Consider the following 12,970-nt stretch of genomic DNA (forward strand, 5'->3'; position numbering starts at 1 on the left):
AAATAGCCTAATCTAGTCTATGTCACCAATCAATTTCTCGAAAATCTTGTTTTCCACGTAGCTATTTAGCTGTTTTTTCATTTTCGCAAGAGAAATATTATGCTCTTTTGATTCGATAAGAAAATATGTTTTCCTTTTCAGAGAATCAGGCGTTTCCTTTGTAAAGTCACCGTTCAATCCAAGCTTTTTCGAGCGAATCCTCGCTTGAAAACCATTTTGATCTGTTGTACTAAAACTGAAAGAGATCATTGGAACCTCAAAATATATGCATTCATGAATAGTATGAAATCCAGCTGTTATCACTGCAACATCGGTGTGAGGTAAAATTACCTGTGCATCTACCCATTTGAAGAAATGAATGTTTTCCGGAATCTCAATTACCGGAATCTCACTTTTACCTCCTAAACCGACGACCACTTCTAAAGCCTCTGATTTGTAGGCATTTATGATTTTCTCAAGAAAATCTTTCTCTACTGCTTTAAGTGAGCTTAAAGCGCAATAAACTAAGGGCCTATTTAAAGAACTGATCTTATCGATTAGCTCTTGAAGCCTTTTGGAATCTTCGGGATACTCATCATTTTTTCTTTCTAAAAACACCATTGGACCAACATAATCTTCCTCTGGCCTGAGATAGTGCTGAAAATCTAACTCAGCCGCGGTTATGTGCAATATCGGAAGCTTTGAAAAGTATAGATAAGGACCTGGAAAAATGCTTCTGCTATATAAGAATTCATCTTTTTTCAACCCTAGATCTTCAGCTAGGTTAATCAAAAGACTTCTTCTGTCTAGGCCTTTTTCTTGGAACCTAGCTCTTTGAGCTTTGACAAAATGTTTCAATCTTTTAATACCATAACCTATTGAAAGCATCCATTTGGAGCCCTTAAGCCCTTCACCTGGAGAAATATTCTGGTTAGGAAAAGGTGCATCAGGTCTTGTTGGAATGGGTAAAAAGTGATTAAGAATAAACACATCCTTTCCTAGGGAGACGGCCGAAATAGCATATACCGGGCATTCTATATCAACAATTAATGTATTAACTGCGAGGTTTTGAATTGCGTTTTTATACACCCGTTCATAACCAGAATCTGACTTGGGATTTAGCCGCATAGAAGGAAGCCTTATAAACTCGTAGTCATAAGGGTTTAACCTTTCCGAAAGATCCATTGAGGAAGCAAAGACGATTTCATGACCATGAATTTGCAACCTTCTAGCCATCTCCAAACTCGCATAAAAAAGGCCACGAAGTCCGGTGATTATAATGACTATTTTCATTTCCAAAAAAGCAAGGTGATTCTATAAACCTAAAGTAATTAAAATGCCCAACTCATCTCTAAGTTGGGCTTATTGTTTATTTATCCTTGGGCTTATCCCTTTGCATTTCTATCATATCTACCGGTGGAGGAATATTATCGCCCAGTAAATGTCGAGTGAAATAGTCTCCCATTTTCCAGAAAAAATATTCTCTCATTGAGCCATAGCCATGTCTTTGCCCTGGCAAAATCACAAATTCAAAACGCTTTCCAGCCTTGATTAGAGCCTCTGCCATCCTGATGGTTCCAGCAGGATGCACATTATTGTCTACATCACCCGTAGAAAGCATTAAATGCCCCTTTAAATTCTTCGCCAAATCAGGGTTTTTTTCTATTTGATAGACGAAAGTAGTGTCTCCTTCCGCAGAAATCTCTTCCTTCACTCCATGATGTTTCTCAGACCACCATCGGTTGTAAATATTATTTTCATGATTTCCTGCAGATGAAACCGCTACTTTAAATACATCTGGATAGACCAGCATGGCCGCGGTGGACATAAAACCTCCACCAGAGTGACCATGGATTCCAACTTTATTTCTATCAATGAAATCGTTTCGATCCGCCAGTTGATCTACGGCAGCTTTTTTATCAGCTAATCCATAATCTCTCAAATCTCCATAGCCATAATTATGATACCATTTGGACCTTGCCGGATGGCCACCTCGATTACCAAGAGTTACTACCACAAATCCAAATTGAGCCAATCTATCAGTTCTATCCATACTGCTACTGAAGGACTTGTTTACTGCCTCAGTCTGAGGGCCGGGATAAACATACTGGACAAGTGGGTACTTTTTCGTTGAGTCAAAATCAAAAGGCTTGTACATCACCCCGTATAAATCTGTAATTCCATCGTCGGCTTTGAAGGTAAATGGCTCTGGGAATTGATAGCCTGCGGCAAAAAGCTGGCTCAAATCGGCTGTTTCTAAATCCATAATTTTCCTTCCGCTCCTATCGATTAAAATTGACTCTGGAGTCGTATCGACTCTGGAATAATTTACGACGGCATAATTCCCTCTATCGTTCACTGAAGAACTGTGATTATAATTTCCTGGGGTCATGAGACTGATTTCACCCCCATTAAGGCTTACAGAATATAGATGCTCATAATATGGATCCTCTCCATCTTCTCTTCCATTCGCAGCAAAGAATAATCGGCTATTTTGCTCATCCACTCTTTCAATACCGGCGGTATGAAATGCTCCGGAAGTGAGTTGCCTTTTTAGGGATCCATCCCGTCCATACAGGTAAAAATGACCCCATCCATCTCGTTCTGACCACCAGATTAACTCCTCCCCATTTTTAATTAAAGCCGGCTGGATAAAATCAATATAGGTATTGCTTCTCTCCTCAATAACCACCTCCTTTTCATTCATTGTCAAGTTCCAGCGGCAAATATCCACCCTTTTCAAATCTCTGGAAGTGATTGAGAAATAAACCTCATCCTCATCTCCCAGCCAGAAGGTCGGCCTGAAATCATCGTCTCTACTACTCACAGGATATGGTTGGGACCATAGGCCCACAGTTTGATCCTTGAAAGTCCAGATCGGCAACTCTGTCATTTCTTCATCCTCAAATGAATAATGCAGCAAATCAGTCTGAGGCTGATCCTTCTCTCCAGGCATAGCATACTTATAAGTTTCCAAAGTCGGTCGGGGGTTTCGGGTATTATGAATTACCCAAAGGTCCTTTACCTGCCTTGAGTCAGTCCTTGTCATGACAAACTCAGTTCCTGCCTGATTCCATCTTACACTAACAGGCTTTCTGTCCTCCTTCTCCTTTTCCTTTTCTACATTGTCATCTCCCCTTCCAGAATAGGTGTAGGAATAATTCTCTTCACCATCCTCTGTAAGTTGGATTTCCACTATTGTGCTATCCTTTTCATCCTTCACAGCTTTCAGGAAATTCTCCTTGTCCATCATGAAAAGATTATGATTGCGAACAAAAAGAACCTTGCTCGAATCAGGAGCTATATTGGCCCAGGAAAGTCTTTCTGGGTCTTTTTCAGCATCAATTCTTTCCGTTAATTGCTGTGTATCAATGTCAAATTGGAAAAAGTAGGTCTTCTTTTCTAAAGAATCAGTGGCGCTATCATCCTTCATCTTTATTTCTTCCCAATCTTTCTTCAAGACCATTTCGGAAGAACTTTTCACTTCAAAGGAAATAGCATTTTCATCTTCGAGAAATTTCAGATTATCTAATTTTAAGTGCTGCCCATCATAGGGGTCTTTCACAATCCTGGTGATTTCCATTGCCAACTCATCTCTATCAAACAACTCCGTCTTTGTTCTTCTGGCCGGATCCACCAAATACCAGTTTCTACCTTCACTTGTCTCATATTCATACCAGAATCGATCGGAATTTTTTAACCAGTGGGGTGAGACTGAGGTTGAAAAAACCATCTTATCAATTTTTTGAGGCGAAAAGCGTGCGGCGAGTTCATAATTCCCAATTCTCTCTTGAGCCTTTAAGCCTCCAGCCAATGATAAGGCAAATAATAGTATTAGTAGTTTTCTCATGATTTGACTTTTGTTAAGGTCAAAACTACCAATCAGGCCTCATAGATATTTACCACTAATGTAAAAATGAGCTGAATTGAGACTGATCAAATCTGCCAGACTCGATTAGTCGCCTTGGGAAACAACATCGTAGATATACCTCCGACAAGAAAAAGTAGATAGTAGAAAAGCATCACCATCATGGCAAAAGGTGCCTCGTACCATTTAAGGTTGACAAGTGCCCCCTCAGTAAATGTACTTTTAATCACTTTCCAAGATTTAATCGAATAAATCTTGAAAAACTGAATCTCAGGGATTTTATCATGCCCCGTAGTTTCCTTCAATTGATAATACTCATCTCTCCCTTCAGCCAAGCCCCTAACAAAAAAATGTTTAACCCCATTCGGTGGTGGATGTGAAACCTTAGCTCCTAAGTTCATAAAAATACCAACCCCTTTTTCAAGTAGTCTCCGCCAAAGAAGAACATCTGCACCCCGAGTAGCCTTCCCATCCAAATCAGGATAGGGGTTTTCACAAAGTAATTTTTTCCTTGCGATAAAATTATTGGAGAAAATAATATTCGAGGGAACTACCACATCCAACTTTGTTCTTTTCGGAAAAAACCAACACAACCCGAAGCATTTTCCCATGAAGTTAGAGTAATCGATATAGGTGAGACCACCTATTACAGCCTTATCATTTTCCTCATGTGAATCAATCAATTTCTCAAGCCAATTGTCTTCAGGAATCACATCACTATCTAGGCAAATAACCGATTCCCCATTCGCCTCCTGAATTCCGATATTCTTAAAAGCAAAATAGTGGAGCCCTTGTCTTTCAATGAGCCTCAATTTTGAAAGTTCACTTCTCGATAGATCCGGTACTGATGATTTAATAAAATCTTGAATGAAATCTCCTGTCACCAAATTTGGATCATGGACAATTATTATTTCAAACTCATGATGGAGTTTTCTCGCTTGAGAAAAAAAAGAAATAAGCATTTCCTCGGTACGCCCTAGCTCTGAAAGCAAAGCGTTTTCCCATTCCATGATTACAGATATCAGCATAAATTGAAGAGAGTTTCGAGAAAAATCGGAAGTCGTAAGGAATTTTAAAATACACTTAACCTTTTCTTCATATTAAAAAGGGAAGTTTACTCAAAAATAAGATTTTCATAATATTTCATGCCCCCGTAGTTCATATTCCAAGATTAAATTGGAAAAAACTACAACAGTGAAAACTCATTTTAAAACAATTGTGGTGTCAGACATTCATTTGGGCACCAAAGGTTCAAAAGCTAAGGAGATCACTCGATTCTTCAAAGAATTCAGTTGCGAAAATCTGATACTTAATGGTGACATCATAGACGGTTGGCAATTGAAAAAGAGAGGAGCCTGGAAAAGAAAACATACTCGTTTTTTCAACAGGATCTTTAAAATGATGGAGAGAAACGAAACCAAAGTTTATTATCTCCGAGGAAATCATGACGACTTCCTGGACCAGATTTTACCTATGGCGGTAGGAAATCTTCGCGTGCAAAAAGACATGATCTACAAAAGTTTTGGCAAGAAATATTTCATCACACATGGTGATGTCTTTGACAGCATCACCACAAATTTCAGATGGATTGCATACCTAGGTGATGTGGGGTACACCTTCCTTCTTTGGCTTAATGGAGTGGTCAACCAGTACAGAGTGAAGAAAGGCCTTCCCTATTTCTCTCTTTCTCAATATGTGAAAAGCAAAGTGAAATCTGCCGTTTCTTATATTGATGAATATGAAACCGAATTGGCCAAAGTCGCCAAAGCTAAAAATTGTGATGGAATCATTTGTGGTCATATTCACAAACCAGAAAACCGAATGATAAATGGAATTCATTATTTGAACTCTGGTGACTGGGTGGAAACCATGAGTGCACTTGCAGAGGATCATGAAGGAAATTGGCAGCTGATTTATTTCGCCGAGACTAAACTTGAGAGTAGCCCCGCAAAAACTGTAAAAATGACTGGACCTGCGGTTCTGAAAGAGGTTTCATTTTCATCCCGAGAAGATCTGGACGGCCCTACTTTACGAATTTCATGAGGTTTCTATTTTTAATTCAGGGTGAAGGTCGTGGACACATGACCCAGGCTATCACGCTTGCACAGATTCTTGAAGAACAGGGTCACGAATTGGTGGGGGCGGTCATCGGAAAAAGTAAAAGGAGAAAAATCCCTCAATTTCTGATTGAAGGGCTAAATACGCATCTCTTAAAACTTGAAAGCCCAAACTTTAAAACTGATAAAAAAAGTAAGCAGGTTTTGATTTGGAGGACCTTGAGCTATAATCTGGGCAGAGCTGGCAAATACCAAATAAGCCTACAGAAGCTAGATAAACTTGTCAAAAAAAGTCAGCCAGATGTAATCCTAAATTTTTATGATGTGTTAGGTGGACTTTATTTCCTCCTATATCGCCCCACAGCGATGCATTGGGTAATTGGGCATCAATATTTAAGTCTGCAGAAAGGTCATCTTTTCCCTAAAAAACGAGGCTTAGATAAGGCCATGTATCAATTAAATACTCGACTTACTGCTCTTTTTGCTAAGGAGAAAATTGCACTTTCATTCACCGAAGTTCAAGAGCGATCAGAAATAAAAGTGTTTCCTCCATTAATCCGAGAGAAGGTGAAATCCCAGATAATCTTAAACGCTGGTTTCTTCTTGGCCTATATGGTGAATGATGGGTATGCTGAAGAAGTCTTAGAATTCGCTAGTTCAAATCCGGATATTTCAATCAAGGCATTTTGGGATAGAAAGGGGATAAACGAAGTTCAAAAGCCTCTACCTAACCTTGAACTTCATCCCATTCATGATATCAATTTTCTAGAAGCAATGGCTCAGTGTGAAGGATTGGTTTCTACAGCAGGTTTCGAGTCTATTTGTGAGGCCCTTTATTTGGGTAAACCTGTATTGGTAATTCCAGTAAAAGGGCAGTATGAGCAGCTTTGCAATGCGCATGAAATCGAACTGCTTCAAATAGGAAAACAACACCATGAATTTGATTTTCACAAAATACCACAGCAGGATTCCAGTGTTGATGAAAAAGTCCAGAAGTTTAGAGAATGGGAAAGCAACTGGTCCATTAAGTTTATGAATCTTTGTTCCGAATACGAAGAAGAGGCTCTTGTCGATTCAAATGACAATAAGTTAGAATTGGATCTGGAAGTGAACTATTCAAATTAATTCTTTTCTGAATCTATCTTTGCCGAGGGTACTTCAGGTATAGGGCCCACAGGAACTGGGGGTGCTGGGAAATTTGATTCTTTAACCTTTTCTGGTGGTAATGGTGCTGATGTAAAATCTACCGTTTTTAAAGGTGGTGGCGGAGGTGGAAGTCGATCGATTTCTTCTTGAGTCATTTCCTCCTTTAGCTTATAATACACTTCACCATCCTTCTCCAACTTCATGTAAGGCGGATATGGGCTTGAGGGCAGAGGAACCTTTCGCTTATCAGCGGCAGATAGTCTGAAGTATCTGCCACCCAGATCTGACCATAATCCCAATATTTCTTCCTGTTCAGCTTTCTCCTTGAAGACAAAGTGTTGCCCGTTTTCAAGGACCTTGTGATAAGCCTCCACATCTTTAAGGTATTTTTCAAGCTCCTTATTTGGCTCCACCTTTGTAGTATCTATGGTTTCTGACATCTGGATAATCATTTCACTTGGCCCCACTTTTGACTCATTTAGCATTTTATCAAAAGTCGCCTTGCTATACAGATTTACCTGATACTCCTGAGGAAAACTAGCACTTCTCGCATTAGGATAAACATAGCTTTCGAAGTAGTGGTAAATATCGTCCTCCATTATATTTTTCAACGCCGCATTTGAAATTACTTTCCCATCAAACCAAAGTGCATGGTTTTTCGAGTTACTCCATATTTCAAGATTTTCTTTAGTTGGGATTCTTCTTTCCGAGGAGATTTTTGGGACGATCAGCCCCTCCTTTAATTCACTTGAAAGTTCACTGTATTTCACTTTTGAAACCATTCCATCTGGATATTTCAAGGCAAAAGTCGTGTGAGCAAAAAACTCCTTCTTATCCAGTTCTTGGTAGTTTTCCGAGGATTTATAAACCGGATCCTGGTAGGAAACTTCATACACCTCATGCGTTCGCAACATTTTCTTGAAATCCCAAAGAGTGCCTAATTTCAGTGTGGGAGCTGCAGAGATTTTCACATAGTTGATTTGAGGGTTATCACCCAAAAATGCATCAAACTCATCAAAGTCCAGGATTACATTTGCCACTTCCACATTTCCGTTTTCTCCTAGGAAAACAGAAAGCTCATTTTGAATGAAGTGGTCAATAGAATTCGTTTCCAAAGCTTCACTTTCTATCCTTTCGGACACATAAATTTTTTCGCTAAAGCCAAAAACCAGCAATACCAATAATGGAATTAATAGCGCGACCTTGAGAATTTTAATAGTTGGTTTAGTTTTCTTTTCCATCATTTCCAGTCTTTTTTTAGTTATTGAAAAGCCAAAGCCGCTTGCAAGAGCTTTCGAAGCAGTAGCTTCTAAATGTGTCAAAAGCAATTTTTGATAAGTAGTTAGGTCAGACTTTTTAATCGCCTCCTGATCAGCAATAAATTCATGGTTCAATTGGATCTGGTTTTTAGCCCAATAAAGCCCAGGGTGAAACCAAAAGAAGATCATAAGAAGCTCCACAAAAAGTATATCCAAAGTATGCCTTTGGTCCACATGTGCGATCTCATGAGCTAAGACAGATTCAGAAATCCCCTTTTCCTTAAACTCACCTTTATTCACAAAAATGAACTTCAAAAAGGAATACGGGAGATTACCCTCATTAAGCAATACCAGAGTTTCGCCTTTGTAAGTCACATGAAGATTTCGGGCAATTTTATTCCATATAATACCGATGTGAAAAGAGAATCGCACCAACATAAGAATACATCCCCCAGCATAAAACCAAAATAGAAATTGCTCCAAATCGAATCCGGAAACTTCCGGTTTTGACAGATTCTCACCAGTAGTCTTTAATTGAGTTGAGCCAACGGGAGGTTCAGCCTTAGAAAATTCTGCAGCCACTTTCTGTTCCTCATTTGAATTCTGCCTAATCTCTATGGTATTCAAAGGAATCAGAAATGAAATTACAATAGCCCCTAGTAAATAATAGCGATTAAACTGGTGTAGGGTCTCACCTTGCAGGAAAAATCTATGAACCAGCAAAAAGATTAAAAGAATCAATATGGACTTCAAAAGGTATTCCATTACTTTTTTTGGTCTATTTGTTTTTCGATCAGTGCTTTCAATTCTTCTAATTCTTCCGAAGTCAAATCCGTTTTTCTGGTAAAAAATGAGGCAAACTGACCAGGAGAGTCATTAAAGAAGTTCTTTATCAATCCATTGATGTGACTAGAGAAATAGGAATCTTTACTCACAAGCGGATAATACTGTCTCATATTTCCTTTGACCTCATAAGCAATGAACTTTTTATCGGCCATCCTTTTCAGCAAAGTTGAAATGGTGGTTGCAGCAGGTTTTGGGTCTGGATACTCTTCTAACAAATCCTTCATAAAGGCCTTTTTTAACCCCCAGAGGTGATTCATGAGTTCTTCTTCTGTTTTCGAAAGTTTCATTTTTTCTACAGTTCTTCTACAAATGTAGAATAACTTTTTACTTCTACAAGTGTAGAAGCGAATTTTTCATCTTTTAGCTATCCCACTTTTCCTTCTCAATTTGAAGTTCACGTTCTAGATTTATAGGATTGGAGTTTGAAAGCCTTGATTTTAAGGATTAGAAAACAATTGGACTGTCTTTCAGTCTAAGAGGTGGCCTATATTGAATATTAATCGGTGGAAAATCCTAATTTCACCGCCTAGCTCAAGCCTATTAGTTGATGTCAGCAGAAAGAAAGCGTTTAAGAGAGGATAAAGACTTCAAAAAACACTGGAAAAAATGGGGGCCCTACCTCACAGAAAGACAATGGGGAACCGTTCGGGAAGATTACAGTCCTGATGGTGCCGCATGGGAAAATGTTACCCATGATCAGGCCCGAAGTAAGGCCTATCGCTGGGGTGAAGAAGGAATTGCGGGAATCTCAGATTACAAGCAAAAGCTATGTTTATCCTGGGCTTTTTGGAACGGAAAGGATCCATTTATAAAAGAGCGCCTTTTTGGTCTCACGGGTAATCAGGGAAATCATGGAGAAGATGTAAAGGAGCTCTATTACTACTTGGACTCTACACCCACTCACAGTTACATGAAGATGCTTTATAAGTATCCTCAGGAAGAGTTTCCATACAAAGAATTGGAGATAGTAAATGCTCAGTTAGGTAAGAAAAAGCCGGAATATGAGCTGCTGGACACCGGGATATTTGACGAGAATAAGTATTTCGACATTTTCATTGAGTACGCGAAAAAGGACTTTGAAGACATTGTAGCCAGAGCTACCATTCACAATCGTGGAAATGAAGACAAGGAAATTTGGGTCATGCCCACGCTTTGGTTTCGCAAAACCTGGTTTACCGGTCATGAGCCTTTCATGCCAAAACTTTCGAAAACTTCATCAAACAGTATTAAGGCTTTCAGCCCAAAGTCAGGTAATTACTCTATAACTTTTGAGGGAGAGCCTGATTTAAGGTTTTGTGATAACGAAACAAACCGAGAGAGACTATACAACATCCCAAATGAGAGGCCATTTCCGAAGGATGCCATAAATAACTTTGTGGTTCACAAAGAAGAAAAAAATCTCAATCCGGAAAATTATGGAACTAAAGCAGCAGCTATTTATAAGATAACCGTCCCTGCGGGCTCTTCAAAAACTATCAATTTAAGGCTTCAACATCAATTAACCGAGGAGCCTTTGTCCATTTGTAATGACTGTATCAAGCTTAGAAAAGAAGAAGCCGATAAGTTTTACGCTACACTACAAAAGGATGTAGAGGATAAAGATCTCCTTAATATTCAGCGGCAGGCTTATGCAGGAATGCTATGGTCAAAGCAATTTTACTATTATAATGTTGAACGCTGGCTGGAAGGTGATCCTGGCAGATATCAACCACCACAAGAAAGAAAATCGGGTAGAAACGGTAACTGGAGACATCTTCAGAATTATGATATCATCTCAATGCCTGACAAATGGGAATACCCTTGGTATGCAGCATGGGACCTTGCTTTCCATTGCATTCCCCTGGCAAGGCTGGATTCAGAATTTGCCAAAAACCAGCTAGTCCTACTTTTAAATGAATGGTATATGCATCCGAATGGACAAATTCCTGCCTATGAATGGAATTTTTCCGATGTGAATCCACCTGTACATGCCTGGGCGGTAATGAGAGTTTATCAGATAGATAAGAAAAAAAATGGAGGTAAAGGCGATCAGGAGTTTCTAGAAAGAGCATTTCATAAACTCATGCTCAACTTCACCTGGTGGGTGAATCAGAAAGATAGTGACGGTCAAAACATATTTGAAGGTGGATTTCTTGGCTTAGATAATGTATCTGTTTTTGACCGGAGCAGTGTGGAACATTTTAAAGGTAAACTGGAGCAAGCGGATGCCACGTCTTGGATGGCTATGTTCTCATTGAATATGCTTCGCATTTCTCTAGATCTTTGTGAATTCAACAAGGTTTACCAATTTTCTGCTACCAAATTCCTGGAGCACTTTCTCTACATCGCTGGAGCGATGAATAATATTTCTAAGGAACATATTTCACTTTGGGATGAAGAAGATCAATTTTTCTATGATGTCCTTCATATCCCAGGTTCACCCTCAAAAAAAATGAAGGTGAGATCCATAGTGGGGCTCATTCCTTTTTTTGCTGTAGAGCCTATTCGTGAAGAGCTTTTCAATAGTCTCCCTGAGTTTAAAAAACGCTTGGACTTTTTCTTAAGAGAAAAGCCTGCCCTAGCTTCCTTGGTTTCTAGCTGGGTACAGCCTGGTATGGAAAAAAGGCGTCTATTTTCACTTTTGCGAGGACATCGAATGAAGAGTGTTTTGAAAAAAATGCTTGATTCCGATGAATTCCTTAGTGACTTTGGAATTAGATCCCTTTCGAAGTATCATGAGAAGCATCCATATTCAATAGAATTAAATGGACAACATCTTTCAGTAAGATACACACCTGGAGAGTCAGACACTAGAATGTTTGGCGGTAACAGTAACTGGCGTGGGCCAATTTGGTTTCCAATTAATTATCTGATCATTGAATCTTTGAAGCGCTTTGATATCTACTATGGTGGAGATTTTTCGATTGAGCATCCTACTGGTTCTGGGAATTTCATGACAATGGACATGGTGGCAAAGGATATTTCCAACCGACTCATCAAGCTATTCAAAAAGGACAAAAATGGAAACAGACCTGCTTTTGGTCGACAGAAAAAAATGCAGGAAGACCCCCATTTCAAAGATTATATACTTTTCTATGAGTACTTTAATGGGGATAACGGAACAGGTCTTGGAGCCTCTCATCAAACTGGCTGGACAGGCCTTGTCGCTGAATTAATTTATAAAAACCATAAACCAAAGACTGCGAGAGTTCATCATGACACTGCTCCCCTATTTAGAAGCTAATCGACTAGAAGCCGGCTGTGATGAAGTGGGACGAGGCTGCCTTGCAGGTCCTGTAATGGCGGCGGCTGTAATTCTTCCCCCCGATTTTTCTAATAAGTGGATAAATGACTCCAAAAAACTAACCAAAGCAAATCGAGAATCTCTAGTGGAGTTAATAAAAGGGGAGTCTATCGCCTGGGCTATAGCGGAAGCATCTGTGGAGGAAATTGATGAAATAAACATTCTTAACGCCTCTTTTTTGGCAATGAAAAGAGCCATAAAAAAGTTACCAAAAACTCCGGAGCACTTACTTATCGATGGAAACCGATGGAAGTCCGACCTCGACATTCCCCATACTTGTGTGATCAAAGGTGATGGAAAATTTGCAAGTATTGCCTCGGCTTCTATTCTTGCCAAAGTGGCCAGAGATAAATTCATGGAGACCTTGGCAAAAGACCACCCGTTCTATGGATGGGAGACCAATGTCGGGTATCCTACCAAGGCTCATCGAGAGGGCATTAAAAAACATGGAGATTGCATATGGCACCGAAAAAGCTTCACCCTTCTTAAAGGTCAAATGTCATTGGATTTGAAATAAAAAAAGCGACAGATT

Annotated in this window: 9 protein-coding genes; 4 read left to right on the forward strand and 5 right to left on the reverse strand. The window is 39.4% G+C overall.

Annotation, left to right across the window (positions count from 1 at the left end; translation table 11 throughout):
- Nucleotides 1–12 precede the first annotated feature (12 nt).
- The 3 genes from QVH07_RS01885 to QVH07_RS01895 all read right to left on the reverse strand — a co-directional run bounded on the left by QVH07_RS01885 (nucleotide 13) and on the right by QVH07_RS01895 (nucleotide 4,875).
- Entirely contained in the window at nucleotides 13–1,272 is a 1,260-nt protein-coding gene (locus tag QVH07_RS01885) for a glycosyltransferase (RefSeq protein WP_289998432.1), read from the reverse strand.
- A 76-nt stretch (nucleotides 1,273–1,348) separates the two neighbouring features.
- Complete coding sequence (locus QVH07_RS01890; protein WP_289998433.1) at nucleotides 1,349–3,829, reverse strand: S9 family peptidase; 2,481 nt, start codon at nucleotides 3,827–3,829, stop codon at nucleotides 1,349–1,351.
- Nucleotides 3,830–3,915: 86 nt separating this feature from the next.
- Nucleotides 3,916–4,875, reverse strand: coding sequence for a glycosyltransferase family A protein (locus QVH07_RS01895; RefSeq protein WP_289998434.1), 960 nt, complete (start codon nucleotides 4,873–4,875; stop codon nucleotides 3,916–3,918).
- Nucleotides 4,876–5,041: 166 nt separating this feature from the next.
- Between QVH07_RS01895 and QVH07_RS01900 the strand changes: the two genes are divergently transcribed.
- Both QVH07_RS01900 and QVH07_RS01905 read left to right on the forward strand, forming a co-directional pair.
- On the forward strand, nucleotides 5,042–5,890 hold the full coding sequence (locus QVH07_RS01900) for a UDP-2,3-diacylglucosamine diphosphatase (protein ID WP_289998435.1): 849 nt from the start codon (nucleotides 5,042–5,044) through the stop codon (nucleotides 5,888–5,890).
- Nucleotides 5,887–7,029 carry a glycosyltransferase family protein gene (locus tag QVH07_RS01905; RefSeq protein WP_289998436.1) on the forward strand — a complete coding sequence of 381 codons (1,143 nt, stop codon included), beginning with the start codon at nucleotides 5,887–5,889 and terminating at the stop codon, nucleotides 7,027–7,029. Before QVH07_RS01900 ends, QVH07_RS01905 begins: the two co-directional genes overlap by 4 nt.
- On the opposite strand, the gene QVH07_RS01910 is transcribed toward QVH07_RS01905, so the two are convergent.
- Nucleotides 7,026–9,074, reverse strand: a complete 2,049-nt coding sequence (locus tag QVH07_RS01910; protein ID WP_289998437.1) for a M56 family metallopeptidase — start codon at nucleotides 9,072–9,074, stop codon at nucleotides 7,026–7,028. The genes QVH07_RS01905 and QVH07_RS01910 overlap by 4 nt on opposite strands.
- Nucleotides 9,074–9,442, reverse strand: a complete 369-nt coding sequence (locus QVH07_RS01915; RefSeq protein ID WP_289998438.1) for a BlaI/MecI/CopY family transcriptional regulator — start codon at nucleotides 9,440–9,442, stop codon at nucleotides 9,074–9,076. Before QVH07_RS01915 ends, QVH07_RS01910 begins: the two co-directional genes overlap by 1 nt.
- Nucleotides 9,443–9,702: 260 nt before the next feature.
- Here QVH07_RS01915 and QVH07_RS01920 point away from each other — a divergent pair, with 260 nt between their 5' ends.
- Both QVH07_RS01920 and rnhB read left to right on the forward strand, forming a co-directional pair.
- Complete coding sequence (locus QVH07_RS01920) at nucleotides 9,703–12,378, forward strand: MGH1-like glycoside hydrolase domain-containing protein (RefSeq protein WP_289998439.1); 2,676 nt, start codon at nucleotides 9,703–9,705, stop codon at nucleotides 12,376–12,378.
- Nucleotides 12,350–12,955 (forward strand): ribonuclease HII, encoded by a 606-nt coding sequence (rnhB, locus tag QVH07_RS01925; protein WP_289998440.1) that lies wholly within the window; start codon nucleotides 12,350–12,352, stop codon nucleotides 12,953–12,955. Before QVH07_RS01920 ends, rnhB begins: the two co-directional genes overlap by 29 nt.
- The last annotated feature ends 15 nt before the right edge of the window (nucleotides 12,956–12,970 follow it).

This window comes from Algoriphagus sediminis (genome assembly GCF_030403435.1).
Taxonomy (GTDB): domain Bacteria; phylum Bacteroidota; class Bacteroidia; order Cytophagales; family Cyclobacteriaceae; genus Algoriphagus; species Algoriphagus sediminis.